This window comes from Arthrobacter sp. MYb213 (assembly GCF_002979915.1).
GTDB lineage: Bacteria > Actinomycetota > Actinomycetes > Actinomycetales > Micrococcaceae > Glutamicibacter.
In genome coordinates this window covers 216962-243887 of the sequence record NZ_PCQA01000005.1, presented here as the reverse complement: position 1 = coordinate 243887, position 26926 = coordinate 216962, and the positions used below count along the sequence as shown (strand labels likewise).

Genomic DNA, 26926 nt, shown 5'->3' with positions numbered 1-26926 from the left:
GGCATACCAATATAGATCGACTAGGGCATGCCCGTAGGAGGAACCTTGACTGGGACTGTCATTTTCAAGATCCGACATCAAGGGGGCGGCTGCACAAAAGGGTTCATGAACTTTCGAGGCGAACACCGTAGGGACATCCCTGAGGCCTGCACTTGAATCAATGATCAGTAAATTAAGATATCATCAGTAAATGCTGATCAATCAAGATGCTCCGGTGGACGCGTGTCGGCTGGACCCCGCTGCCGCCTTGTTCCATTCTCTTAGCGACCCGATTCGATTGAAGATCGTCAAGCGCATGGCCCACGGTGAGGTGCGCGTTAGTGACCTCACCCGCGAACTTGGCCTCGCCCAGTCCACGGCCTCGATGCACGTGGCCTGCCTGCGCGACTGCGGCCTGGTCGAGGGACGCTCCGAGGGCCGCAGCGTGCACTACTCACTGTCCCGCCCGGAGCTGATGGACATGCTCGCCCAGGCCGAGATCTTGCTTGCCGCCACCGGCAACGCTGTCAGCCTCTGCCCGAACTACGGCCCCGACAGCATCACCGCCCCAATGATTGAAGAGGAGAACGCCCGATGAGTGACGCCTGTGGATGCAGCGATGAGACAGCAGAAACCGGTGAAGCCGAAGAGGCTCTGGGGTTCTGGCAGGTAACCGAGGTTCGGGCGGCCGCCGTGGCCGGTGTGCTGCTGCTGGCGGGATGGATCACCTCGCTGGCCGGAGGCCCCCGGTTCGTGACGCTTCCGCTGGAAATCGGTGCACTGCTGGTTGCTGCCTGGACGTTTGTTCCCTCCACTCTCCGACGCCTGCTCAAGGGAAAAATCGGCGTCGGGACGCTGATGACAATCGCCGCCGTTGGCGCTGTGGTCTTGGGCCAGTTCGAGGAAGCCGCGATGCTGGCCTTCCTGTACGCAATTTCGGAGGGACTTGAGGAATACTCGCTGGCGAAAACCCGGCGGGGCCTCCGGGCACTGCTTGACCTGGTTCCGGCCGAGGCACGAATCCTGCGCAACGGCATCGAAACCACCGTGCCCCCCTCCGTCTTGGTCCCCGGGGATCGCATGGTCGTCCGGCCGGGGGAACGTCTGGCCACCGACGGGCGGATCGTCACCGGACGCACCTCGCTGGATACTTCAGCGCTCACCGGCGAATCCGTTCCCGTCGAGGTCGGTCCCGGCTCCGAGGTCTACGCCGGTTCCATCAACGGCACCGGCCCGCTGGAAGTTGAAGTCACCAGCACCGCTGATAACAACTCGCTGGCCAGGATCGTGCACATCGTCGAGGCCGAGCAATCCCGCAAGGGCCCGGGCCAGCGACTGGCCGACTCCATCGCGAAGAAACTGGTCCCGGGCATCCTGATCGCCGCGGCCCTGATCATCGTCTTCGGATTCATCGTCGGGGAACCGGCCCTGTGGTTCGAACGCGCACTGGTCGTCTTGGTGGCCGCCTCGCCCTGCGCGCTGGCCATCTCCGTGCCCGTGACCGTCGTTGCCTCCGTCGGGGCCGCCAGCCGGATCGGGGTACTCATCAAGGGCGGCGGGGCACTGGAAACCCTAGGCAAGATCCGCACCATCGCCCTGGACAAGACCGGAACCCTGACCCGTAACAAGCCTTCGGTGATCGAGGTCGTGGGCACCGCACCCGCCACCCGGGAACGGGTGCTTGCCCTTGCGGCGGGCCTGGAAGCCCGCAGCGAACACCCGCTGGCCCGCGCCATCCTCGCATCCACCACCGAGCGCGCATCGGTCACCGACGTGGACACGGTTCCCGGGGCGGGCCTGGAGGGGCGGCTCGATGGCAGGCTTGTCCGGCTCGGACGCCCGGGATGGATCGATGCCGGGGCCCTGGCCCCGGACATCGAGCGGATGCAGCATGCCGGAGCCACGGCCGTGCTCATCGAGGACGATGGCAAAGTCATCGGCGCCATCGGCGTCCGCGACGAGCTGCGCCCCGAAGCCCGCGAGATCATTGCCAGGCTCACGGCATCCGGATACACCACCGCCATGCTCACCGGCGACAACATCATCACCGCAACGGCCCTGGCCAAGGCCGCGGGCATCAGCGAAGTCCACGCCGACCTGCGCCCCGAGGACAAGGCGGAGATCATCCGCACCCTCCAAACCCGGCAGCCCACCGCGATGGTCGGGGACGGAGTCAACGACGCTCCCGCCTTGGCCACCGCCGACACGGGCATCGCCATGGGGGCCATGGGCACCGACGTGGCCATCGAAACCGCAGACATTGCCCTGATGGGCGAGGACCTGCACCACCTGCCCCAGGTCCTTGACCATGCCCGGAACACCCGGCGCATCATGCTGCAAAACGTGGGCCTGTCCCTGCTGCTGATTGCCGTGCTGATCCCGCTGGCCCTCTTCGGGGTGCTCGGGCTGGCCGCGGTGGTGCTCATCCACGAACTGGCGGAAATCGTTGTGATCGCCAACGGTGTCCGGGCTGGTCGGCTCCGCCGCAAAACCGAGCTACAGACCGCGCAGCCAGCCTCGATCCTGGAACCCTCGCCATGAACGGCCAACTTGTGGCTCGTTCCTCGGCGCAGGTTCGAACCGCGTGTATTGTCCGGGCAGCGATGCTGCTTGGAGCCGTTGTGCTGGTCTGCGTGGATCTAGCCCTCAAGGCATTGGCCGAAAGCTTGCTTTCCAACGGCCATGTAATCGAGCTGGGGCTAATCAACCTCCGGTTGCTCTATAACCCAGGCGTCGCGTTCAGCTTTGGCGCGGACCTTCCCGCCTGGGTCATCGTGGCGGTCACCGGGCTGATCATCGCCGGACTGACCTGGTATGCGGTTTCCTCGGCACCAGCCATGGGCAAAATGTCCCGGGCGGGCGTAACGTTGCTGCTCGGCGGGGCGATCGGCAATTTCATTGACCGGTTGGACGGGCGCGGCGTGGTGGACTACCTGCACACCGGGTGGTTCGCCACCTTCAACCTGGCAGATGTGCTTGTCACAGCAGGAGTTGTTCTGTATGCGCTCGGAGCGCTTCGTGCCGCCCCTTCCAAGGACGGCGACTGACCACCTTTACGCATGCGCGCTGACATGCTGGCGAAACTGAACCGCCGACGTCCCGTAAGACGGTCGTTATACGGGACACTCGATCCGTTGACTTGGTAAATTTTCGAAACTCCGAGTTTTCAAAGATTTCAGATTCCCGTATACCCCGCCCGAGAAAATGCCCGGTGAAGGGGCCTTATACGGGGCACTTAAATTCCGGCCAATTTGCCACTCTCAGCGACAAGATACAGGCCCAAGTTTCGGCGGCTCTGCGACAAGGAGAACTTTCAAATTCCTTGGAGTGCTGGAAGAACATTCCAACTTTGAATTAGTCCTTGCCGATAGCCATAAGAATCAATTTGGAGTCTATGACGACAAGGCTAAGCCCGACTCTGAGAAGACTAGCGTTCAGACTGAAGAATCCAGAAAATGGACTCCTAATACGGCTGAGAAAAATCTCGCTGCTAGCTTGGGAAGGTACACGGCTTAATTTTTGACAAGGCCCATAGCCGTAAAAGCTCGGTGATAAATTTCTTTGATGACGCTTTCCTTGCGGGCGTTGTATTGCATGGTGTGTTCGCCAGCCGCCGTAGCCTGCGTTGCTGCTACGCGTTTCACTTCTGCGTACACACGTCGCTCGTTTGGGTGCGCACGCAACCAATCACGGAAAATACGATGTTTGATTAATTCTGGACTGTCATACCCGAACACATGTAAGTTGCATGCCGGGTTCGAGTGGCGCAGTACACGATGTCCATACCACCACGGTTCGCGGACAACTAGTTGAAAGCCGGCATTTTCGAGCCCCGGCACATAGAGCTGTTCTTCATTTGGATCAGCAACCACCAAATCTATATCGATGATTGGTTTCGCCGGGAGTTCCTGCACAGACGTCGAACCGACATGCTCAATCGCCAGAGCTCGCCATCCCAAGACGTTTCTGATTTGCGTCGCAAGAAACTGGAATTGTCCTGCCCACTCTTCGTTCCACTCATCAATCTCAACGTCTGGTAATGGCCCTGCGCCAGGAAGGTAAGGAGATTGCCCTGCGGGCGGTACAGGTTCGTAGAATGAGGTAATTTCGGCAAGTTGTGGCATGACAACTATTATCAACTGTTCTTTAGCTCTTGGCATTCAGACTGACACGGATCCATGTTCAAATTTTCAACACAGCACTAGCCGTCATCGACATGTTTCTTTCCGAAATGGAAGGCGGGCAGTCGATTCCTACCAACAGACAGGTTCTTCACTCGGGCATTCAGATATTTTCTTCAGCGCAACTGCCGACGGTTTTGTCGCATCCATGGGCGCGATAATGAACAAAGGTGGCACGGGATTAAAATGGTGGCTCCTCATACCAATTGCCAAGGCCCAGTATCGTTCCGGTCCTGCTCGTCTATATTGATCCCACGGAGAAGAACCAAAACGTATCTTCCTTCGATTTTGCTCTACCAATTTCATTTTTCCGTGCGAACATGACTCTATGGATCCACGTAGCATCTGGCAGGAAATCGATACCGAGCGCACCGTCTTGGCTCACCAATTGGCATCTATTGATGCGGCGCAGTGGCAAACCCAGTCGTTATGTACAGAGCTGACAGTTCGGGAGGTATTGGCACACCTGACCGCCAGCGGCACCTTGTCAGGGACAGCTTGGTTTCTCGGTGTCCTGCGAGCGCGCTTTGACTTTGATCAACAAGTGGCGGACCGACTCAACGAACAGCTCGGTTCTACCCCGGACGATACGTTGAAACGTTTTTGTGCAACCATCGGCAGTAGGACATCTCCCCCGGTTCCTAAATTGGCTTTACTCGGAGAAATGATCGTCCACGGCAACGATATTCGGCAACCGCTCGGATTGCATCATGCCCACCGGCAAGAAACCCTTGATGCTTTACTTCGATACTACGCAGGCAGCGACCAAGTTGTTGTCGCCAAGAAAAGAATCAAGGGTTTGCAATTAGAGAGCCTCGAAAACGGCATCAGCATTGGGCATGGCCCGCCCGTACGGGGCAGAACTTTGGCACTAATTATGGCGATGACTGGAAGGAAGGCATACTGTTCCGAGCTGTCTGGAAGCGGAGTGTCTCTACTCGCTTCACGTTGTGACTAATTCACTACCTATACCCATCAGCCGCTACGTTTCCCCCTTCAGAATTGCGCCGTAAAAGTTATTGGCCCGGCCACGTTCGGAACGGATCATCCACGCCGTGATTCTGGCTCTACCTGCCGAAAAGACGCGCGAAAAAGCCCTTGCCCGACTTATTTTCTTGAGCCGCGTTCGGGTCACAAGCACAGCGAGAGTTGCGTGGAACGTTAGCCATAACTTGCTGAACGTGCTGTCCACATCCTGCCCAGGTGGTTTTCTGGCACTTGCTACATTTCACGGCACGGCACATTTTCGGCTCCCTAAACTCAATGATTCATGCGTGTGCAAACTACGGAATTAGCTCACATCACGATACCCCCAGGGGTATAAAAAATAATATTAGCATAAATAAATAAACCCCCAGGGGTATAGGATGGAAGAAACTTCACCATGAGAGGAGCGCTCCGTGCAGCTAGAAGCCGAAACCATGAAACCTGCGATCAACAGGCTCAAAAGAGCTCAGGGACAACTAAATGCTGTGATCAGGATGCTCGAAGAAGGCAGTGATTGCCGTGCAGTCGTTACCCAGCTCTCCGCAGCGTCGAAAGCCATTGACCGCGCGGGCTTTTCTATCATCGCCACCGGTTTAGAAAAATGCCTTGAGTCAGATGACCCCACCGTGGACCGCGCCGAAATGGAAAAGCTCTTCCTCTCATTGGCTTAATCGTGCAGCACCGAGTTTCCTAATTGGCCTCATGTGAGTAGACGCAAAAAGTGCCGGCCTTCCCCTAGGAGAAAACCGGCACTTTTCACTACAGTTCGCCAATGCTGGCAATCATTACTTACGCCCGAACCCACGCAATCGTAGCGAGTTAGCTACAACCAATACGGAACTGGCGGCCATGGCAGCGCCTGCAATCATCGGATTCAAGAACCCCAAGGCTGCCACCGGGATTCCGGCGGTGTTGTAGATGAATGCCCAGAAAAGGTTCATCTTGATAGTTCCCAAAGTTTTGCGAGACAGTTCGATGGACTGGGCTACCTGATCTATATCGTTGCCCATGATGGTCACATCCGCGGCCTCAATAGCCACATCGGTGCCGGAACCCATCGCGATACCCAGGTCGGCCTGAGCCAGGGCAGGTGCGTCATTAACACCGTCACCCACCATGGCCACAACCTTGCCTTGCGCTTGGAGCTTACGCACGGCTTCGGCTTTCCCCTCGGGGAAGACATCTGCGAAGACATCTTCGGGCGCAATACCTACCTTGGCCGCCACGAGTTCGGCCACCGCCCTATTGTCACCGGTCAGTAGCACCGGGCGCAGTCCCAAATCCTTAAGCCTAGCGATAGCAGCCGCAGAAGATTCCTTGATCGTGTCGGTCAAGTTGACCAACCCCGCGAAGACCCCATCAACGCCAACCATGATCGAGGTAGCACCGGCTTGTTGTGCAGCGGTCAGGTCCGCATGTTGCCCCTCGGTCAGTTCAATTCCGTTCTCTTTCAACCAGCTGACGCGCCCTGCTACCACCGTCTGCCCATCGACCACTGCGCGAACGCCTCCGCCAGCGGCCGAGCTGAAATCGCTTGAAGCTAGCAGGTCGCCTTCTGCTCTTGCTGCCTCGACAATTGCCTGGGCGATTGGGTGCTCGGATTTGGCTTCGGCAGCACCTGCGAGTGCCAAAACGGTGCTTTCAGCAAACCCTTCAGCCGCGGTAGTGGAGGTGACCGCAAGGTTTCCCTCGGTGACGGTTCCGGTCTTATCCAACAGAACCGTGTCAACCTTACGTGTGTCCTCTAGAACTTGCGGGCCACGAATCAGAATACCTAGCTGGGCTCCTCGCCCTGTACCGACCAACAATCCAATAGGTGTTGCCAGACCTAATGCACAGGGGCAAGCGATAACCAATACCGCAACGGAGGCCGCGACAGCCGCACCCATATCTCCGGTAACAAGTAACCAGGTAACAAAAGTACCGAGGGCGATAACCAGCACAATAGGTACAAAGACCGAGGAGATCCTGTCCGCCAGCCGGGCAATCGGAGCCTTGCCGGTCTGCGCTTCGGAGACCAAGCGTCCCATTTGCGCCAATGTGGTGTCTTTACCCACGCGGGTAGTGCGAATAATTAGGGCGCCTGAGGTATTGATTGTAGCTCCGGTGACCGTGTCATCCGGGCCAACCTCTACGGGAACAGATTCACCAGTGACTAGCGCGGTATCTACCGCCGAGTGTCCGGAGACCACGAAGCCGTCGGTGGCGATCTTCTCCCCCGGGCGCACAATGAATTCATCTCCGGGCACCAGGGTATCGGCCGAAACCTTCGTTTCCACGCCGTCTCTGATCAGGGTCGCTTCTTTGGCTCCCAGATCCAGCAGTGTCTTTAATGCGTCACCCGCGCGAGCTTTGGCGCGTGCTTCCAACCACCGTCCAAGTAGGAGGAAAGTCGCTACGACGCCAGCAGTTTCGAAGTACAAGGCATGCTCACTCATCGACATACCGGTGTGGGCAGTGATATTAGGATCTGCAATCAACTGCCACAGCGAATAGAAGTATGCGGCCAACACACCGATAGATACCAAGGTATCCATAGTGGAGGCGAAGTGACGTGCATTTATCGCGGCTGATCGGTGAAATGGCCAGGCCGACCAGAAGGTGACGGGCGTGGCCAGAACCAGCGCTACCCAACCCCAGTGTGGGAATTGAGCGCCGGGAATCATGGATATGACAAAGAGTGGTGCGGTGAAGATGGCAGCTACAATCAGCCGTTTCTTCAGGTCCGCACCGACCGCTGGCGCTGCTTTCTTTTGGATTGGTTCGAGCTGTGCCGGAGATTCAAGAATGCCCTGATCACCGTCATGCAGCACTGGAGCCGATGGCTTCGCGTACTGGTCAACTTTGAGGCTGGCTTTATAGCCGGCCGACTCCACGGTTGAGATCAATATTTCGTCGCTCACGTCTTGCGGAACGGTGATGCGCGCCGATTCCAACGGCAAGTTGACCAGCGCTTCAACGCCTTCAATCTTGCCCAGTTTGCGCTCGACTCGACCCACACAAGAGGCGCAGGTCATTCCCTGAATATCTAACTCGACTATGCGCTGGTTAGTGGGGAATGCAGTGTCGTTACTCATGAATCCATTTCTTTCTTACATCTGGCTGCGGATTAGCGCACTGACCTTCGCCCCGTGGGGCTACCCTTTACGCGTCGACAGAGACGAGGTTATACCCGGCTTCAGATATGGCTGCTTCGAATACAGAATTTTCCACCTGCGCCTCGGTAGCAACGGTCGCAGTAGAGGTTCCACCAACAACAAGGTCAACCTCGACAGCACCCACTCCGGCTATTTCCTGTAGCTCTTCAGTGACCGATGAGACGCAGTGTCCACAGGTCAAACCGTCAATCTTCAAAGTGATGTTGGAGCTCATGGCTACCTCCGTAAGTTGTATTCTGCTCGTAATTTCTTCGTCTTACGAGTTATTAGCTAGACAACCGGAGACGAATGCTCGCCAGCTTGCCTACACCAAGAGCATATACCCCTAGAGGGTATATTTCAAGTACCCCCTAAGGGTATACGGGAATAGCCAATAAATAAGCAGGTCACGTCCACAAAGACAAGATTAGGTAAATGCGCGCAACAATAAGACTCCAGTCCAAGATCTGGAATCGGTTCTGTTCGTAACACCCTGACGCGATAAGAGTGCCAGATCAAAGCTTTAGCGCTTACCCGTCACCAGATCCGCGATATGAGCGATCGGCGAAGTATGCGAACTGCCTTTAGTCTCTTGCCTGTCCGCGAGCCCATAGGCGGCATAGAGCCCTTTAGTGGCAATCCATCGCAAAGGCTCGGGTTCCCAGAGTCTTGCTTGATGGTTTACCCACGGTAGGGCAACTAGGTCAGAGTTCCGCCCCAACACCAGGTCTCGCAAGGTACGTCCTGCAAGATTAGTGGTGGCCACCCCGGTACCCACATACCCTCCTGCCCAAGCTATTCCACTGGGCGAATCGAGTCCAACTGTTGCCGCCCAATCACGTGGAACCCCCAGCACTCCGGACCAGGCGTGATCTATGTTGGTAAGCCGTGTTTGCGGGAAGAGGGTATGCAAAATTTCTTGCAACCCTTTGATACTCGCTTCTGGTGTCTGTCCATCAAGATCTGTCCGGGAACCATACTTGTACGGGACCCCGCGCCCGCCGATAGCAATTCGGTCATCGGCCGTGCGTTGCGCGTACATGTAAACGTGGGCGAAGTCGCCGAGCACTTCGCCTTGGCTCCAATTCACTTCATCCCAAAAGCTTGCCTCTAAAGGCTCGGTGGCGATCATCGACGAATTCATCGGAAGCCAGAGCCGCTTGTGTCCCTTGATCCCGGCAGTAAAGCCCTCCGTCGCTCGGATAATAAATTCGGCGGTCACCTGACCGCCCGCAAAATCCAGTTGATGGGGTCGAATTTCGGTCACACGGGTATTCTCATAGATTTCTACACCAAGGGACTGGACTACGCGCGCTAGGCCACTGACGAGTTTTGCCGGCTGAATCCGCGCGGCATGTGGATGCCAGGCAGCACCCAGAGCACCTTCCACACCGATTCTCACTGTCGCATGATCTTGCGTCAGCAGTTGTACGTCGGTGTGCTCCCAAGAATTTTCGTCCTTAACGAACTCCCGCAGTCTGGCAAATTGTGCCGCGTTGTAGGCGACTTCGAATTCACCACCAGGCAAGATATCTGCCTCGATTTGCTCAGCCCGGCAGATCCGAATCACTTCAGCGACGGTGTGATTCATGGCTAGCTGGAAGTCTGTAGCGGCCTGACGACCATGGGATTTTAGATACTGTTCGCGCCCACCGGTAATAGTGTTGGTTAACCACCCACCGTTACGTCCCGAGGCGCCATAACCAATGTGCCGTTGTTCCAAGATTGCGATGCGCAGAGAGGGGTCTGCTTGCTTCAAATAATAAGCGGACCATAGACCGGTAAATCCAGCACCCACGATCGCTACATCAACTTCAAGTGATTCGTTCAGCGTTGGGCGTGCAGCGGGCAACCCAATTTGCTCCCACCAATGAGAAACCTGGCCATTGATCATGTGATTCTTTCGTCCGCAACGAATAAATGAACCACACTCACTTTATGGTTCTGGAATCACTCTAGGGTCAGCCTGAAACTCTGGCAAGGCTCTGGACTATTACTCGGAAAGTTCCACTCGAGCACCAGGAGCAGGGGCAGTGACCATCAGCGTAGCAACGCCTACCTCGTCACCAAGCTGGGTCATCACCTGCTGGGCATGCTCTGCATCGCGCACCAGTAACGCGAGGGTTGGACCCGAACCGGAGACCATTGCGCGCAGCGCTCCCGCACCTTCGGCGAGGTCTCGCACGGTTCCTAACTCGGGAGCCAAAGCCAACGAAGCTTGAGTCAGGTCATTGACCAGCAGTTGCGACAGCGCTTCGGCATCTGATGCCATCAGTGCCTTGATCACCTGCGGGTCAATCTCTTGCGGGACCTCAACCTCTTGCCCCGCGCGCAATCGGTCAAGCATCGAGTAGACCCGAGGGGTAGACAGCCCAAAGCTTGCGGGAATCAATACCCACTGAGTTTTTGCTCGGGTGAGCAAGGGGGCCAGCTGATCGCCGATGCCCAACCCAATAGCGGCTCCACCCATCAGGGCAAAGGGAACGTCGGCTCCTAGCCGTGCGCCCAGTCGCCCAAGCTCCTCGCGGTCTAGCCCGGTCCCCCACAACTCATTACAAGCCACCAAAGCGGCTGCCGCATCCGCGGAACCACCGCCCATACCTCCGGCAATGGGAACGCGTTTGGTGATGTGCAGGTTAGCACCCAAGGTGCACCCGGTATGCTCGCGAAGAAGCTGCGCAGCTTTCCACACTAGATTGTTTGGACCCAACGGGAAGTTATCAGGATCAGAAACCACGGGAGAACCAGGTTCAAGGCTCAGCTGCAATTCGCCGTCTTCCCGCAGCGTCGCTTCGATCTGTTCCAGCAAGGAGACCGCCACATAGAGGCTAGCAACCTCGTGGTAGCCATCTTCACGAGGCGGTCCCACCCGGAAATAACAGTTGATCTTCCCTGGGGCGGTAGTGATGACACGATGTTTGACCATTATTATTTTTCGGTCTGTTCTAGGGCCGGCACCGTGTGAGCTGCCCGAGCGATAGAGATGAAGCCTTCAACATCCAGCTTCTCGCCACGTTCCTTCGGATCGATACCCGCGGCCAGCAAAATCTGTTCTGCGCGAGCACCTGAGCCTGCCCAGCCAGACAACGCAGCACGCAAAGTCTTGCGACGTTGGGCAAAAGCCGCATCGATAATGGCAAAAACTTCTTTGCGGTCTGGTGCTCCACTGCGGTCTTTATCGCGGGTGAAAGCCACCAGTCCGGAATGAATCTTCGGCGCGGGCCAAAAGACGTTCATCCCAATGACGCCAGCCTTGCGCATGGTGCCATACCAGGCACCCTTCACCGAGGGGACACCGTAAGTCTTATTTCCGGGAGCAGCACACATTCGGTCTGCGACCTCGTCCTGGACCATCACCAGACCATGTTTGATGGATTCAAAATGTTCCATCAGGTGCAGCACCACAGGCACCGCGACGTTATATGGCAAGTTGGCGACCAACGCGGTGGGATTTCCGGGAAGTTCACTGATCTTCATGGCGTCGTTGAGGATCACCGTCAGGTCATCTTCACGGCCCGGGCGCATCTCCGCCATGGTCTGCGGCAACCGCTTGGCAAGCGGCGGGTCGATCTCGACCGCCACCACCTTTGCGGCGGCGTCCATGATGCCCAGGGTCAACGAACCGAGGCCCGGACCGACCTCAAGGACAGTCTCGTCTGGCGAGACATTCGCGGTGGCTACGATCCTACGGATCGTGTTTCCATCAATCACAAAGTTCTGCCCGAGGGTTTTCGTGGGACGAATCCCAAGTTCCTCGGCCAGTCGACGGATTTCGGTAGCCCCAAGCAGTGGCAAAGATTCCTTAGACATCACAGCTACAATTCTAGTTCAGTCCGCGAGCACCGCGAACGCGACGCGACGCGCCCACCCCGTGAGGGTGGACGCGTCGCGTCAAAAAGTTATTTCAGGGCTTAGCGCAGTCCAAGCTTGGACGAGCAGTGTGGCCAGTGACCCCATCCGCCGTTAGCGCGTAGCTTCTCTGCGGTAGCAATCTGTTCCTGGGCACTTGCCTGGTGTGGCAACGGTGCGTACTTTGTACCACCGGCTCCACGCCATGAGGAAGCGGAGAACTGTAGGCCACCGTAGTAACCGTTACCGGTATTGATTGACCAGTTACCACCCGACTCACACTTGGCCAATGCTGCCCAGGTGGAGGAGATATTGCCGGTTGGCGCCTTTGACTTAGAGTCCGAGCTCTTTGAGTCCGAGTTCTTAGAATCCGACTTCGATTCTTCCTTCTTGGTACCAACCTTGATGATCTCGGCGACCGGCTTCTTGGTGACCTTTGACTTTAGGACTTCTTCCTCGCCCTTTTTGCCGTTTCGGGTTTCTTGGCGAAGCGTGAGCTCTCGTTCGCCCTTCTCGCCTTCGGTCTTGACCTTGGTCTTTCCCTTTTCAAGCTTCGAATCCTTGACCTTCTCGGTCTCAAAATCGATCTTTCGGGTTTCATCCCACGTCTTCACCGAAACTTCAATGACCTCGATCTTGGCATCTTCCTCGATCTTGGTGCTGGTCTTCGCGTTCTTGTCGGTATCCTTACCGATCTGAACGTTGACCTCATCGTCCTTATCTAGCTTGACCTTCTGCTCGTCAAGTAGTTCCTTGACGGTCTGCGCGGTGGTCGAAATCTTCTGCTTTTTCTTATCCGCAACCAGCGTGATGGCCTTAGGGGTGATGATTTCGATTTCTTCGCTGAGGCTCACAAGCTGAATTTCTTCACCCAGTGATACCTCAGATTTCGCATCAACCTTCAGCTCGTCCATGACATCGGCTACGGTCATCCCGGTGGTGTGTACAACGCGGTCTGTGCCGTCGATACTGACCTGAACCGACTTATTTCGGTTGATCTCGATGCGCTGTTCATCGGAAAGTTCCGAGTCCGCAGCAACATTCAACTCGTCGCGAGCGTCTACGCTGATACCTTCTTGTTCAAGAGCAGCCTGCACGGTAGCGGCGCGAGTGGTGAAGCTCTGATCCTGCCCATCGATGGCAACGGTCACGGACTTCTGGCCGGAAATATAAAATACGGCTCCGGCGATAACCACAGCAACAGCTACGGCCTGGGCCAGATATTTGACCCAGCTTTTTTTGAGCAAGTGCATCACGGTAGTGAGGTCTCCATCGTTTGTAGGTCGAACGCCGAGGAGATGATCCCGGTACATCTTGCTCAACCTGGCGGATAATTCCGCCAATCTAAAGTTCGGTGTTGGCTTTGCGCGACCTTCGGACCAAAGGATGTGGTCCGCCGATAGGGCAACTCTTTACAGTGCGAACGGCCCGAAGGCGCGCTCGCAACTCAACGCATTCTGTTAACCGTAACCGAATTGTAATAATTGGCGCAACCTTTATATGGCCGAAAGCACATCCGGCAGTACTACAATGCTCCGTAAACTGCGCCGGTATTCTGAGAAATCTGCTCACAGAACTGCGCAAGATCCGTCGCTCGGGTCTCAGCCATAAAACGAGTGGTATACGGAATCATGTAACTGGCATTAGGCCTTCCCCTAAAGGGGTGAGGCGTCAAAAATGGTGCGTCGGTCTCCACCAGCAGTAGCTGTGGGTCCGCAAGGCGCAGGGCTTCTTGCAGGTCAATTGAGTTTTTGAAGGTCACGGTTCCCGAGAAAGACATGTACCACCCGTTGTCATTGCAGATCCGCGCCAATTCTGCGTCGCCGGAAAAACAATGGAAGACCACGCGCTCCGGTAACACCGCATCTTTGAGTACCCGCACGACATCGCTGTGTGCGTCACGGTCGTGAATTTGCACGGCCTTACCGTGCTCCACCGCGATCCGCAGGTGCTCACGGAAGGAATCTTCCTGAGCTTGGTGACCTTCTTCTCCGGTACGGAAATAGTCTAGGCCCGTCTCGCCAATGGCTCGGACCCGCTCTTCAGATGCCAAAGCCTCGATTTGTTCGATTGCGCTTTGTAGTTCGCCGGCCTCGGCCAGGCGCGCAGCATCATTGGGGTGGATAGCGATAGCGGCCAAAACATTCGAATATTCCTTTGCTGCTTGCACCGCAAAGCGTGAGGACTGGACATCGCATCCCACTTGGATCAGCCCCTCGACTCCGACCGCAGCGGCAGCATCAAGTGCTTGTTGCACCGTGACGTTCAGCGAACCGTCCCGGAAGTCCAAATGAGTGTGGTTATCAATCACCGGATAAGGCAAAGGCTCCGGCGCCTCCGGATAGCGGGTGTTCCTTTTGTTACCGCCTTTTTCGTTCTTAGGTGAGCGGGTACGGTCATTCAACAGTGTGCTGTCATCTTCCGGGAGTGGACGATAGCCCTCCGGAATTGCCGAAAAATCTGAATCGCTCATCTGCTCACCAATACCTTTATTCAAAATGCTGTCAGTTCTTGGGTCTAATTCTTCCATCACGGCCTGAGCAGTAAAGAATCGATACATTAAGACGCTGTTGATGGAGAAAAGAACCCCATATGATGTGAACACAAGCTATGGAAATTGCTTGGCGTGTCAACGACAACCTCGGCACGATAAGTTGCCCAGCCAGGAGGATGCGCATGAGCGCCCACCCAACACTGCCCTCAGTCGATTCGACCTTTAGGTCGAATTACCAGCGGATGTTTGATGCAATTCAGGAAGTCATCACCGGCAAACCGGAGGCGATTACGAACACCATCGTGGTGTTGCTTGCCCAAGGCCACCTGCTGCTGGAGGACGTGCCCGGGGTTGGCAAGACGATGCTCGCCAAATCACTGGCGCGCAGTGTTAATGGAAGCGTGCACCGCATTCAATTCACCCCGGACCTATTACCTAGCGACGTCACCGGAGTTTCGGTGTTCTCCCCGCAGGATCATAAGTTCACTTTTCATCCGGGACCAATCTTTGCAAATATCGTAATCGCTGACGAGATCAACCGTGCCAACGCAAAGACGCAATCCGCGCTGCTCGAATGCATGGAAGAGCAACAGGTAACGGTCGATTCCATTACCCATCCGCTGCAAAAACCATTTATGGTCGTAGCTACGCAAAACCCCATCGATTCCGAAGGAACCTTCGCGTTACCCGAGGCGCAACGAGACAGATTTATGGGTCGGATTTCATTGGGCTACCCCGACAGGGAAGCGGAAATCTCGATGCTTTCCACACATCACATCTCCGAACCGCTAGATGCGCTCACCCCAGTTCTCGAACTTGATCAGCTTCATCAGATGATTGAGCAAGTAAAACAGGTAACCGTCACCCAGCGACTGAGCAGCTATATCGTCGATTTGGGCCGCGCTACCCGTGAACACCCATATATTTCTCTCGGTGCCTCACCGCGAGCACTCGTACAGTGGGTTCGGGCCGCAAAATCCCATGCTGCTATTAACGGACGTGACCATGTTCTACCCGAAGATGTGCGCTCAGTGGCACCGATGATTTTGTCCCACCGCCTGATCCTCACCCGCAGGGCATTATCAGAGGGTGTGGAACCGCTGGCATTGATCCAGGATCTCGTGTCCGCTACACCTGTCGGATAGCTGAGTTTTCCCATGGATCAGATACCACGGTTCGATTCCAAAGACTCACTGTCGTGGGCGCGTACCGTCTCGGCACCACAAAACCTAAAGAAGTTCCGCCTGGACTTACTCACCCGGCGTGGTTGGTGCACCGCAGTAGGCGGGGCTGCTCTCATTTTCCTTGCCTACATTCTGGGCCGTCACGAAATGATGGCTCTCGGAACCGGACTTATTGCTTTGGTCCTGGTGAGCTGGATATTGGTGCTTCGTTTGCGTAATACTTCCTCCCTGACTCGCACGTTGCTCAGCCCAAACCCGGTAGTTGGAGACATCACCAGAGTGCAACTAACTTGCGCGGATCAGGCCACCGTACAGGAGGGTCTACCCGAGGAATTCGGACCAGGACCAAAATTTACCGGCCCCGGCACAAGCACCTACGAATTGGTCTTCCGCAGCCGAGGCATCCATTTGGTGGGTCCGGCAAAACAGATCCTGGCAGACCCTTTGGGCCTGATCTATGGTCTGGTCGACACCGGTCAGGCAACACAGATACCCGTTTGTGCCCAGATCCACCCGTTGGAACGCTTTGCCTCACTGGGTGAAAAGATGCTCACCGGCGATGCTCGCTTCTCCCGCAGCACCACCGCCGACTACTATGACGTGGCCACCCGTGACTATCAACAGGGCGACTCAATTCGCCAAGTGCATTGGAAGGCAACCGCCCGCCAAGGAAAACTCATGGTTCGCCAAGAAAACCATGTGGCCACAGCCCAAGCATTGTTGGTCTTAGACCGAACCTTTGAACACTGGCACAGCAATGGCGCTGATCTCCGGCTAAACATTCCGCAGGGCGAAAAGCCCGCCATTCAAAGCAGCCGCCGCTTCGAAACGGCGTTGAGCTTAGCGTGCAGTATCGGTCAGCGTTACGCGTCCAATGGCTACCAGCTACTCTTTCGAGATTTGGCCGGCGAGCAACTCTTGGACGCTAACAGCGTTTCACTGTCCGGAGCTTCCGCGCGCAGCGGATTTGAAGACTTCCACTCGGCGAGCGCCCAGATGTCCTTACGTGCGCCGAGCACAGTTGCTCCGGGAGCCGAGATCTTAGGCGAAGAACTTCGCAAGTTACTGCAGGGATTACCTGATGAGCCGGTCATCATGATTCTTGGAGAAATTAACAGTACGCAGGCTGCTTGGCTAGCAACACTTTCACGGTCGGTAAGACATGTAGAACTGTTCCTTCTCGTGTCTCATCCGGAGCGCTACCGAGAAATGCAACATACTCTGTCGCAAACCGGCTGGAAGGTGCACGCCTTGGCAGCCAACACAAATATTAACAACTTATGGTCCCGCTCATGAGCGCCACAATCACTGATATTCCTGCTTCGAGTCCGTCCCCTGGGGCGAAAGAGCCTGTTGTCCAGGAGTCAACAAATAACCTCACTGCACGTTTGCTTGCGGCCAGCGCTTTAACGCTCGCAATGCTCGCCGGTTTCGCGTCCCTGAGTGGTGTGGTTCAAGGTGGCGCTTGGTTACAGGCGTTGATTTGGCCGGTCTTTTTAATTCACTTCTGTGCCGGATTGTTTCGTGGGGTGCGTCAGGTGCGCTGGCTTGCGCTACCTGTAGCAGTACTCATTGCTGGTGGTGCGGTATTTCTGCATCCAACCATGCGTACCACCATCCCGGGGCTGGGTATTTTTGATTGGTTTGGCGCGGTGCTTTCCGAGGGAGCGTTGCAGTTCTCCACGCAGGTACCGCCCGTTGCTTACTCACGCTATGTCGAGTTTGTACTGTTGCTGCTGGCGGTCTTACTCAGCGTCATGGTTGAGGTTCTGGGAAGCATTAGACGGTTGGCACCGCTGGTACTGTTACCGATATCTTTTGCGCCGGTGATCGCTTCCTTGTTCAAACAAGAGGGCGCCGGAATCTGGTATGTGGTGCTGGTGCTACTCGCGCTGCTCGGCTATTTTGCTCTACTGCCCTACATCTTTCCGGTGAAGGGAACAGGTCCTGGGCTTCCGCCCAAACGTCAGTTGAATATTTTGTTGCTCACCGCGATGGTCTGCGCTTTGGTGATGGTACTAAGCAGTGCGTTCATGCCAGGGTTTCGCAAAGGCATGCTGCCTGAAGGCACTCGCCCCTCAGGAGACCTTCTAGCAAGAAACGTAGACCCATTGCTGAATCTCGGGCGAGACCTGCGAGCAAATAATGGTTCCGTGGCTTTTAGCTACCTGACGACCTCTAACGAACCGGTATATCTGCGTACCTCGGTGATCGAGGATCTAAGCGCTACCCGGTGGGAACCGGACGAGGGGCTACTGAAATCGGCCTACTTTGGTGACACCGCAATGGATACCGACTCCGATGTTTTTAACGGCAGCGCCGAGGTCACCCAACTACGCTGGAACGACCGGGTGAGCAGTCCTAGTCTGCCGATACCGGATCGAAGTTTTTTCATTTCCGGCATTAATGGCCCATGGAATTGGACCAAGGAAACATCTGTGGCACGACTTGGCGGTGACGCGTTAACAAACACCGAAGAAGTGACTATCGGACACACGCAAATGAATTTGAGTCCGCAGATCGCGCGTAGCCTGGGCTACTACGGTGACGGCATGCAGTCACAGATCGATGACGTGTACCTGTCAATGCCTGAAGACTTAGATGGACAGTTCGGGCAGTTACTTCAACGCACGCTCGCGGAGGCTTATAAACCACTTCAGGGGCCGCCGACTAATGATTTTGACGTTGCCGTTGCGATTCAAGATTTCCTGCGCTCGCCAACTTTTGGGTATTCCGAACGCACTCCCCTGCGCGAAGGCTATGACGGAGCCAACCGACAGGTGGTCAAGGCCTTCCTAGAACGCCGCCAAGGCTACTGCGTACATTTTGCGTCCACTATGGCTCTACTGGCTCGGGCCGCGGGAATTCCCTCACGCATTGTTGTTGGATATGCGCCGGGTGAGCCTACGGGAGAAACACTGAATGCCGGTGATCTGCCGGGCGTTGCAGGGAACGGACTTCCCGCAGGCACAGAGCTGACCGAATTTGAGGTGACCGGGCAGCAGGCACACGCCTGGCCGGAACTATTCCTGCCAGGTATCGGCTGGGTACCTTTTGAACCTACCCCGGGACAAGGTCAAGCCCCGGATTATGCTCCGGAAGCAACCTCCAGTCAGCCACCGGCAGAAGTACCCGAGGAATTGAACCCGTCAGGTGCTCCCACCGTGGATGATCCCGAGGCCCAAGAAAGTCCGGGAGCTACCCTCGAAGAGCCCCGAGCAGATAAGGCGCAAGATTATGGCTGGTTTGTTTTCTCAGGTGTGCTGATCCTCGCGCTTATTCTTGCGGCTATCCCTTGGCAGCGCACACGTTTGCGCCACCGCCGGACAGATCGTCTCAAAGCTGGCGGCCAACCAGCGGCCCAAGCACTATGGGATGAATTGTGTGCGGTGGGTGCCGATACGGGAACCCCCGCAGCTGAACATGAATCAGTTGGCGACTACACCAGACGCCTGAGCTCCACCCACCAGCAGCACGGCCAACAATTGCAACTGCTCAGAACTGCCATCGAAGCGAGCTTTTACGCGCAGCGGCATCCAGAGCCAGAAAATACTCCGGTTCTCGTCGAGGCGTTAGCGCAGGTGCACACACAGTTACACCACGAGCTTCCGCTCGGAAAACGCGTGGCGGCCTTCAGCTTCCCCGCATCATTACGACAGCGGCGGTTACGTCAGGTAGCGCCAACTCAAACGGTTCGCTAAGTTATCCAATACAAAAGCTGTGGCCCCAACATCTGACTAGATGTTGCGGCCACAGCTTATTGTCCTACCGCTGAATTCAGCGGTTAGTCCTGCGTTGGTGTTACTTTACCGGTGCGTACGGATCGGCAATACCGATGTACTGCACGGTGGTGTACTCGCCCAGTCCTTCGGCGCCACCTTCGCGGCCAAGTCCCGACTGCTTCACGCCACCAAATGGTGCCGCAGCGTTGGAGATGACCCCAGCGTTAAAGCCAACCAGACCAAACTCAATCTGCTCCGAGACACGGAACATCCGGTTGAAGTCACGCGAGTAAATGTATGACGCCAGACCGTACTCGCTGGCGTTGGCCAGGCGAATTGCGTCTGCTTCATCCTTGAACGTGGTCACCGGGGCAACTGGGCCGAAGATCTCCTGAGTGAGGATCTTGGCGTCATTAGCCACATTGGCCAACACGGTTGGCTGGTAGAAGTAGCCAGGGCCATCTACCGGCGCGCCACCGGTGACGGCGGTTGCGCCATCAGCGATTGCGGCTTCAACCAGTGCATGGACTTCATCGCGAGCCTTTTCCTCAACCAGTGGGCCCACGGTGGAGGTTGGGTCGGTACCACGGCCTGGCTTGAGCGCCTTCATGGCTGCTGCGAACTTTGCGGTGAATTCTTCGGCAATGTCCTCATGCACCAAGAAGCGGTTAGCCGCGGTGCAAGCTTCGCCCATGTTGCGCATCTTCGCAGCCATGGCGCCTTCTACCGCTGCGTCAAGGTCTGCGTCTTCAAAGACGAGGAATGGTGCGTTGCCGCCCAGTTCCATCGAGGTGCGCAGAACATTCTCCGTAGCATCCTTCATTAGCTGCTTACCCACTGGGGTGGAGCCGGTGAAGGAGACCTTGCGCAGACGGTTATCTTTCATCAACGGGCCGGAGATCTTCGAAGCAGAAGCTCCCGACACGACGTTGAGTACGCCTGCTGGAAGGCCGGCTTCCATCATGGTTGCCGCGAAAAGCTGGGTGGTTAGCGGGGTGAGCTTCGCTGGCTTGAGCACCATGGTGCAACCTGCAGCAATAGCCGGGCCAACCTTGCGGGTGGCCATAGCCAGTGGGAAGTTCCACGGGGTGATTAGCAGGCACGGGCCTACCGGCTTGTGGTGTACCAGAAGCTTGTTTTTGCCTTCTGGGGAAGTGAGGTAGCGGCCGTAGTGGCGCACGGTCTCTTCGGAGAACCAGCGCAGGAATTCGGCACCATAGGTAACCTCGCCGCGGGCCTCGGCCAGTGGCTTACCCATTTCAAGGCTCATCAATAGCGCAAAATCATCGGCGCGCGAGGTGACCAGGTCAAAACCACGACGCAAAATTTCAGCACGTTCACGTGGTGCGGTCAACGCCCATTCAGCCTGCACGGCATCTGCCGCGTCCAAGGCAGCCAGCGCGTCTTCGCTGGTAGCGCTAGCTAGCGTAGCCAGCTTTTCACCGGTGGCAGGGTCCAGCACGTCAAAGGTGCTGCCGTCTGAGGAATCTCGCCATTCACCGTTAATAAGTAATCCGGTAGGTACCTTGGCGAGCAGTTCTGCTTCGCGCTCAGCGGTAATCGACATAACGCGGTTCTCCTGAAATTCGTAAATGAAAAAAATCTTCGTTGATCACAACGCTAGTGCTGGATCCAACGGACTGTATATCGCCCGGTGCACTACAACCTGGTTGTTTCATTGTGCATTCAGCCTAAATGATTGCGGCTATTTTTCCGCTTCATGACGTTCGGCAAGAACCGCTTCATACAGCTCACGTTTCTTCACTCCAGCGGACTCGGCAACTTCAGCGACCGCTTGTTTCATCCGCATCCCTTCGCCTACCAATGCCGACACCTGAGGAAGTAAATCATCAATGGAAGGTGCTTGAGGAGCCGAAGCACCCGAAATTACCACCACAATCTCACCGCGTACCCCTTCATCGGCCCAGGCTTTGAGCACACCGAGTTCATCACGGCGCACCTCTTCGAACTTTTTGGTGAGCTCGCGTGCCACCGCGGCCTGGCGTTGCGTTCCGAAAACCTCGACAGCAGAACCCAAAAATTCAGCGACCCGGTGTGGAGATTCGAAGAACACCATGGTGCGCTCCTCGTGCAGCAAGGCGTTCAGACGCTTACGTCGCTCTCCCGCCTTACGCGGCAAGAATCCTTCAAAGGTGAACCGTCCGGTGGGAAGCCCGGAGAGGGCCAACGCGGTTAGTACCGCAGAGGGGCCCGGTACCGCGGTCACTCGGATACCCTCTTGCATGGCCGCGGCCACCAGTGGGTAACCCGGATCTGAAACTGCCGGCATGCCGGCGTCGGAGACCACAAGCACCGTGGAGCCTTGGCGGGCCAATTCAATGACCTCGCCGAGCTTATGCGCCTCATTGTGCTCATGCAGGCTCATGACTCGCCCTGACGGTTTGATACCCAGCGCGTGCGCCAGGTGATGGAAGTTGCGGGTGTCCTCCGCGGCGATCACATCTGCGCTTTGTATGATCTCGCGTAGCCGCGGGGATGCATCGGACAAGTTGCCTATTGGGGTGGCGCCCAGGACGATTACGCCCTCTTCGTCTGAATTCTGCACACCCTTTAGCCTACGCGAAGTACCAAAAGCACACATTTTGGTGGTTACGCCGGTAGCATGAACAACGATGAGCACCACTGCAACAAAGACCCCAGACACCGGACACGTGCGCTCTGCGCGCGTTGCCTTCACCTTTGAGAGCCTCAAACAGCGGTTATTACCGGTGGCAGCAACCTCAGGTGCGTTGATGTGGATTGTGCCGCTGGTGGTGACAATCATCGGTGGTTTATTGCGTTTTGTGCATCTGTCCCACCCAAATATGTTGATCTTTGACGAGACTTACTACGTCAAGGACGCCTACTCATTGCTGCATTTCGGTTATGAAATGGAATGGGTGGACGATAGCAATGACCAATTTGTTGCAGGAGATCCACAGCTCAAGGACACCGCCTCCTTTGTGGTGCACCCACCCTTAGGTAAATGGCTCATCGCCTTTGGCATGATGGCCTTTGGGGAATTCGACGGATTTGGTTGGCGTTTTGCCACCGCATTATTTGGTACCCTCGCGGTGCTTTTAACCACACTGTGTGCACGGTTGCTGTTCGGCTCACACCTGTTAGCAGGTATCGCGGGGCTGTTGATCGCTATCGATGGACACTCAATTGTCATGTCACGCACGGCATTGTTGGACATCTTCTTGATGTTCTTCGTGCTCGCTGCTTTTTACGCACTGCTCAAAGACCGGGTCCATGGGCGTACCCAATTAGCTAAAAAACTTTCGGTTCCCTTAGGGAACCGACCCAATGAGTTTTTGCTGGATCATGGCCCCATGCTTTGGTGGCGGCCGTGGCGGTTGGTCGCAGCGCTCATGCTCGGTGGCGCGGTAGGCATCAAATGGTCTGCCCTTGCCTTCGTTGCGGTGTTCTGTCTTATGGCCGTGTTGTGGGACTTTGGTGCGCGGCGTACCGCGGGAATCCAACGTTGGCAGTCAGCAGCATTCACTCGTGATGGCATTTACTCCTTCGTGACCATGATGCCGGTAGTGTTCCTGACCTACCTGGCCACGTGGACCGGCTGGCTGATCACCACTGGAGGCCGCTACCGTCAGTGGGCCGTGGAAAACCCTGGGGAGGGTGTCACTTGGTTGCCTGAGACGCTGCGTAGCCTCTGGCACTACCATCAGGCCGCATATGATTTCCATTCAGGGCTGAGCTCTGATCATGGGTGGGCTTCTGCCCCGTGGACTTGGTTATTTTCTGGGCGCCCCGTACTGATGTATTTTGAGGGATACGACAACGGCCAAAATGGGTGTGTACTGGATCGCTGCACCGAAGTGATCATGGATATGCCTAACCCGGTGATGTGGTGGGCTTGCACGATCAGCATGGTTCTCTTAGTTTTCTGGTGGCTTGGTGCCCGCGATTGGCGCGCTGGTGCGCTTCTTTCTAGTGTTGTCGCCGGTTTCCTTCCGTGGCTGATGTACCCCGAACGCACCATGTTTTTCTTCTACACCTTGCCATTAGTGCCATTTATGGTGCTCGCATTGACCTACGTCATTGGCAGGTTCATTCCTCGTAAACCGCGCTCCGACGTAAGCTATCGAACGAGGATCATCTTGGTCGCCGTGTCGCTAGCCTTGTTGTTGCTAGTCTCGGCCTTCTTCTGGTCGGTCTGGTCTGGAGAGCTCACTTCGGATGACTATTACCGTATGCACGTATGGATCCCAAGCTGGGGATAAGCCCTCCCGCGGCGGCTTATAGCCGTCTCCAGACGGTGGCCTGCCTTCAGATTCCTGAGAAGAGGGTTCAGGCATTAATTATCTGTCAGTCTCAGCCATGGCGTACAGCTCGGAAGGCACCCGTACCTGCGGCCGGAAACCAATCACATTGGCCTCAGGTGGGCCTGGGAACAGCCACTATCCGGAGCCGAATTCACTATATTAGATATCGAGAACTTCTACGCAAGGTATCGGCACCATCGACGAAGAGCAAGGCTACTGTCGGGTTCTGAGTCGAGAATCAGGACGTATTGCGGCGAAGGATGAGTCTTGCATAAACAAAACCTCGGGTCCCGTATCAAACGGAACCCGAGGTTTTGTTGTTTCTCGCGTTAGTGCGCAGAACGCTTAGTTGCCCAGTCCGAAGACCCTTGCTTCTTGGCGAAGACGTGAGCCTTCGCGTCGGCGAGCCGTTGGCCAGCAGGCAATGAGCACCACGAGCACGGTCAGCACCATCAGCACACCAATAGCCACGGCCGAGTCCATCCAGAATTGCTCTGGGTAGAGCCGGATGAGCGTATCGCTGACGCTAAAGGTCCAGGTCCCTTCGGAGAAGAAGAGGTTGTGGAAGCCCGTAAAGAAGGTGTTCCATCCGGTAATGGCAAGGGCCGCGACCGCTGCGAAGAGCACCACCGTGACGATAGCGCCTGCGAACAGTGCACGGCGAACTCCACCGGCGTAACGATTAGCTAGGTACACGATGAAAACTATTGCTAGGACAGCAAGTACCGCTCCGATCACATAGCCCAGTCCGATTAAGTTCTTCACGTCTAGCATGTGCTGAACTTCTTGAGCGGTGAACATAGTTGAACCGGTGGGCAATTTGAGTCCGGATAGGTATTCCGGGCCGGCGAAGTTATTGAGGTAATCCACCCCGTAGCTACCGTAGGTCAACCGTTCGGGGTCGGTGAAGCCAAAGCGATCGCTGGGGAAACCGGGACGGGCATAAGCCATGGCCAAGAATGCCGGGGTGGCGACTAAACGAATCGCCGCGATCAAGGTGAGTACGGGAAAGATGATGGCGAGAAGCACCTGGGCGGTGCTCGCCATCGGAGGTTTGGAGTTCAACGCACGTTCGCGGGCAACACGGCGTTTTACTGCGGCTTCAGAGGGCACAGACTCGGGGGTGTAATTACCAAAAACGCGAGTACGAGCCTGGGCCACAGCGGCCGAGGAAGTTTCTGGGTTGTCCTTTTGCGGTGCTGCGCTTACCGGAGGGACACCTTGTTTCGTCGGGCCGACCGGTGCTTTGGCGGTGGCTGCAGGCTTCGAAGCTGGCGTAGCCACCTGTTTTTCAGCTTCAATCTCATGCGGAAGTTTGATCGCACGGATGACATCTTCTACAGGCTCGTCAGCCTTTGGCTTGGCCGCACTGGCTGCCGCCGGTTTGGCAGGTGCAGGTTTAGTAGCAGCTGGTTTTGCGACAACAGGCTTCTTCACCGCCGGCTTGGAAGCGACAGGAGCGGTTGCAGGCTTATCGGCAGCAGCTTTGGCCGGTGCAGCAGCTGGAGCGGCCGGAGGATTAGCCGCGGCGGGCTTAGCTGGCGCTGCAGCAGGTTTGCTGACGGCAGGTTTAGCGGCGGCTGGCTTACTGGCAGGCTGAACCGTGGTTGGAGGTGTGGCGGGGCTAGGCTGGGCAGCGGCTACCGGCTTATCTTCTGCCGGCTTAGTTTCAGCAGTTTTGGACTGCGCAGGTGTAGCCCCTGTGGGATTCAAAAAAGCGGCCTTCGCGGCAGCTGCAGCCTTAGCGGCACGCTCATCTTGAGCAGCCTTAGCCTGCTTTTTGTGCTCTTCTAAACGTGCCGACAGTTCCTCGGCGCGCTGGCTCAATGAGCCTTTACTGGTTTGGTCGCTCGATTCCAAAGGAGTGGCCGCGATGGGCTTATCTGAACCTTCTGGTCCCTTAGCACCGGGGGTATTCTTCGCCGCCTCAGCCATGAGGAGTCCTCCTGCAAATCGCGCGATTTCTGATTAACATCAATAGACGAATCCTGCAGTACAGGCTCCGCGGTTTCAGCTTATCCAGCAAGCCGTGTCAATCCGCGCATTACCACACCTAAATTAGGACCGTGGTGCGGGAAACGGCTTACTGCACCATTCTCATCTGATTGGTAGGAAGGCAATCTCTTCCAAGTAATAACGACGTGGCGTCAAATAGTTCTAGCCGGTTGCCGTTCGCTACAGATTTCTTACTTAGCGCTCATCGGTTTCAGGGGGAAGCATCGCCAGACGCGGACGCGCATCAAAGCGGGTTCCACGTAGCTCACGCGGAGCAGGTGTTTCGGCCGCTTCGCGAGGCTTGCGGTCCTCGCGCACCGCGTTCATCAAGGCATGCAGTTCATCTTCATTTTCAATCACGTCCGGCAACGCGCCACGCAATAAATTCCAGCCACTGGGCACGGTCAAACGGTTAGCGTGCCGAGCACACAGGTCATAACAGTGCGGCTCAGGGTATTGCGCCAACGGACCAAGCACTGCCGTCGAGTCGGCATAGTTGTAGGTAAGCGTTGCGCGGGCCGATTCACGGCACGCAGGGCGAGAGCAAAGACGAAGACTTTCCACGGCTTCAAGTCTACTCTCGTATCGGCCCGGAGCCCGGTAATCTGGACCCAACGGCCACGTTCGCCAGTGCGAACCATTACTCTGGAGCCATGGAGCACAATCAGCACACGCCGCCGCAACGTTCGCGGCGTAATCGGCATGGCCGTGGACGGCGAGGTCCGCTGATGCCCATGCATTTACCGGCTTATCGAACTCGTCCAGAACGTTTCGATGACGCGGTGATGGCTAGCGCGCAACGCTTGGGTGAACGCTGGGGCAGCAAGCTTGCAATCATCGACTTTCGCATCATTCCGGTGCCGGGCGAAAAAGTGATGACGCAGGCGGCGGCCGTCGGCGACCGGATGCCGTTGTCTTCGGCTCGCCCAGCCACCGCGCAACGCCGAGCCCGGATATCCGTTTACCGCCTGCCTTTAGAGCAAGCCAGTCACAATCACACGGAATTAGTCGACCTCGTACACCAGTGTGTGGTGCACGAGGTTGCTAATTTGTGGATGCTCACGCCCCACGATGTTGATCCCGAATATTTTCCCAAAGACCCGGATTTTTAG

General features: G+C 56.4%; 23 protein-coding genes. 10 read left to right on the top strand and 13 right to left on the bottom strand.

The genetic code is table 11. The features are described from left to right. Window positions 1-190 precede the first annotated feature (190 nt). Genes CQ011_RS13530 through lspA form a run of 3 tightly spaced genes read left to right on the top strand, consistent with a single transcriptional unit; the run spans window position 191 to window position 3026 of the window. Window positions 191-577, top strand: a complete 387-nt coding sequence (locus CQ011_RS13530; protein WP_105678239.1) for an ArsR/SmtB family transcription factor — start codon at window positions 191-193, stop codon at window positions 575-577. Beyond that, entirely contained in the window at window positions 574-2520 is a 1947-nt protein-coding gene (locus tag CQ011_RS13525) for a heavy metal translocating P-type ATPase (RefSeq protein WP_105678238.1), read from the top strand. Before CQ011_RS13530 ends, CQ011_RS13525 begins: the two co-directional genes overlap by 4 nt. Next, window positions 2517-3026 (top strand): signal peptidase II, encoded by a 510-nt coding sequence (lspA, locus tag CQ011_RS13520; protein ID WP_105678237.1) that lies wholly within the window; start codon window positions 2517-2519, stop codon window positions 3024-3026. Before CQ011_RS13525 ends, lspA begins: the two co-directional genes overlap by 4 nt. 465 nt (window positions 3027-3491) lie before the next feature. On the opposite strand, the gene CQ011_RS13510 is transcribed toward lspA, so the two are convergent. After that, window positions 3492-4103, bottom strand: coding sequence for a GrpB family protein (locus CQ011_RS13510; protein ID WP_105678235.1), 612 nt, complete (start codon window positions 4101-4103; stop codon window positions 3492-3494). A 385-nt stretch (window positions 4104-4488) separates the two neighbouring features. On the opposite strand from CQ011_RS13510, the gene CQ011_RS13505 reads away from it, so the two are divergent. Next, window positions 4489-5118: a maleylpyruvate isomerase family mycothiol-dependent enzyme gene (locus CQ011_RS13505; RefSeq protein WP_105678234.1), complete on the top strand. Its 630-nt coding sequence runs from the start codon at window positions 4489-4491 to the stop codon at window positions 5116-5118. 109 nt (window positions 5119-5227) lie between these two features. Here CQ011_RS13505 and CQ011_RS18195 read toward each other — a convergent pair whose 3' ends face one another. After that, window positions 5228-5404 (bottom strand): DUF8730 family Cys-rich protein, encoded by a 177-nt coding sequence (locus CQ011_RS18195; protein WP_502692887.1) that lies wholly within the window; start codon window positions 5402-5404, stop codon window positions 5228-5230. 177 nt (window positions 5405-5581) lie between these two features. On the opposite strand from CQ011_RS18195, the gene CQ011_RS13500 reads away from it, so the two are divergent. Further along, entirely contained in the window at window positions 5582-5818 is a 237-nt protein-coding gene (locus CQ011_RS13500; RefSeq protein WP_219844216.1) for a metal-sensitive transcriptional regulator, read from the top strand. Between the two features lie 114 nt (window positions 5819-5932). Here the strand turns inward: CQ011_RS13500 and CQ011_RS13495 are convergent, their stop codons facing one another. The 7 genes from CQ011_RS13495 to CQ011_RS13465 all read right to left on the bottom strand — a co-directional run bounded on the left by CQ011_RS13495 (window position 5933) and on the right by CQ011_RS13465 (window position 14606). After that, window positions 5933-8224: a heavy metal translocating P-type ATPase gene (locus CQ011_RS13495; protein ID WP_105678233.1), complete on the bottom strand. Its 2292-nt coding sequence runs from the start codon at window positions 8222-8224 to the stop codon at window positions 5933-5935. Window positions 8225-8291: 67 nt separating this feature from the next. Beyond that, entirely contained in the window at window positions 8292-8519 is a 228-nt protein-coding gene (locus tag CQ011_RS13490) for a heavy-metal-associated domain-containing protein (protein WP_105678232.1), read from the bottom strand. Window positions 8520-8807: 288 nt separating this feature from the next. Continuing rightward, window positions 8808-10178 carry an NAD(P)/FAD-dependent oxidoreductase gene (locus CQ011_RS13485; protein WP_105678231.1) on the bottom strand — a complete coding sequence of 457 codons (1371 nt, stop codon included), beginning with the start codon at window positions 10176-10178 and terminating at the stop codon, window positions 8808-8810. Window positions 10179-10277: 99 nt separating this feature from the next. Continuing rightward, the gene (locus CQ011_RS13480) at window positions 10278-11210 is read right to left on the bottom strand and encodes a 4-(cytidine 5'-diphospho)-2-C-methyl-D-erythritol kinase (RefSeq protein WP_105678230.1); all 933 of its coding nucleotides are present in this window, start codon (window positions 11208-11210) and stop codon (window positions 10278-10280) included. Window positions 11211-11212: 2 nt separating this feature from the next. Next, on the bottom strand, window positions 11213-12094 hold the full coding sequence (gene rsmA, locus CQ011_RS13475) for a 16S rRNA (adenine(1518)-N(6)/adenine(1519)-N(6))-dimethyltransferase RsmA (RefSeq protein ID WP_105678229.1): 882 nt from the start codon (window positions 12092-12094) through the stop codon (window positions 11213-11215). Window positions 12095-12195: 101 nt separating this feature from the next. Further along, window positions 12196-13386 carry a resuscitation-promoting factor gene (locus tag CQ011_RS13470; RefSeq protein ID WP_181148130.1) on the bottom strand — a complete coding sequence of 397 codons (1191 nt, stop codon included), beginning with the start codon at window positions 13384-13386 and terminating at the stop codon, window positions 12196-12198. A gap of 272 nt (window positions 13387-13658) precedes the next feature. Continuing rightward, window positions 13659-14606, bottom strand: a complete 948-nt coding sequence (locus CQ011_RS13465) for a TatD family hydrolase (protein ID WP_181148124.1) — start codon at window positions 14604-14606, stop codon at window positions 13659-13661. A gap of 203 nt (window positions 14607-14809) precedes the next feature. Here CQ011_RS13465 and CQ011_RS13460 point away from each other — a divergent pair, with 203 nt between their 5' ends. The 3 genes from CQ011_RS13460 to CQ011_RS13450 are packed head-to-tail and all read left to right on the top strand — an operon-like array spanning window position 14810 to window position 19512. After that, on the top strand, window positions 14810-15772 hold the full coding sequence (locus CQ011_RS13460; protein ID WP_105678227.1) for an AAA family ATPase: 963 nt from the start codon (window positions 14810-14812) through the stop codon (window positions 15770-15772). Window positions 15773-15784: 12 nt separating this feature from the next. Continuing rightward, window positions 15785-17107: a DUF58 domain-containing protein gene (locus tag CQ011_RS13455; RefSeq protein ID WP_105678226.1), complete on the top strand. Its 1323-nt coding sequence runs from the start codon at window positions 15785-15787 to the stop codon at window positions 17105-17107. Further along, entirely contained in the window at window positions 17104-19512 is a 2409-nt protein-coding gene (locus CQ011_RS13450) for a transglutaminaseTgpA domain-containing protein (protein ID WP_181148123.1), read from the top strand. Before CQ011_RS13455 ends, CQ011_RS13450 begins: the two co-directional genes overlap by 4 nt. A 100-nt stretch (window positions 19513-19612) precedes the next feature. On the opposite strand, the gene CQ011_RS13445 is transcribed toward CQ011_RS13450, so the two are convergent. Both CQ011_RS13445 and rsmI read right to left on the bottom strand, forming a co-directional pair. Beyond that, window positions 19613-21100, bottom strand: coding sequence for an NAD-dependent succinate-semialdehyde dehydrogenase (locus CQ011_RS13445; protein ID WP_105678224.1), 1488 nt, complete (start codon window positions 21098-21100; stop codon window positions 19613-19615). A 138-nt stretch (window positions 21101-21238) separates the two neighbouring features. Beyond that, window positions 21239-22099, bottom strand: a complete 861-nt coding sequence (gene rsmI, locus CQ011_RS13440; protein ID WP_105678223.1) for a 16S rRNA (cytidine(1402)-2'-O)-methyltransferase — start codon at window positions 22097-22099, stop codon at window positions 21239-21241. A 67-nt stretch (window positions 22100-22166) separates the two neighbouring features. On the opposite strand from rsmI, the gene CQ011_RS13435 reads away from it, so the two are divergent. Beyond that, window positions 22167-23777, top strand: a complete 1611-nt coding sequence (locus CQ011_RS13435) for a dolichyl-phosphate-mannose--protein mannosyltransferase (protein ID WP_105678222.1) — start codon at window positions 22167-22169, stop codon at window positions 23775-23777. A gap of 387 nt (window positions 23778-24164) precedes the next feature. On the opposite strand, the gene CQ011_RS13430 is transcribed toward CQ011_RS13435, so the two are convergent. Further along, window positions 24165-25754 (bottom strand): TIGR01906 family membrane protein, encoded by a 1590-nt coding sequence (locus tag CQ011_RS13430; protein WP_105678221.1) that lies wholly within the window; start codon window positions 25752-25754, stop codon window positions 24165-24167. Between the two features lie 255 nt (window positions 25755-26009). After that, a complete protein-coding gene (locus tag CQ011_RS13425; RefSeq protein ID WP_105678220.1) occupies window positions 26010-26378 on the bottom strand; it encodes a DUF3499 domain-containing protein in 369 nt (122 codons plus the stop codon). An 89-nt stretch (window positions 26379-26467) separates the two neighbouring features. On the opposite strand from CQ011_RS13425, the gene CQ011_RS13420 reads away from it, so the two are divergent. Next, window positions 26468-26926, top strand: coding sequence for a metallopeptidase family protein (locus CQ011_RS13420; RefSeq protein ID WP_096256595.1), 459 nt, complete (start codon window positions 26468-26470; stop codon window positions 26924-26926).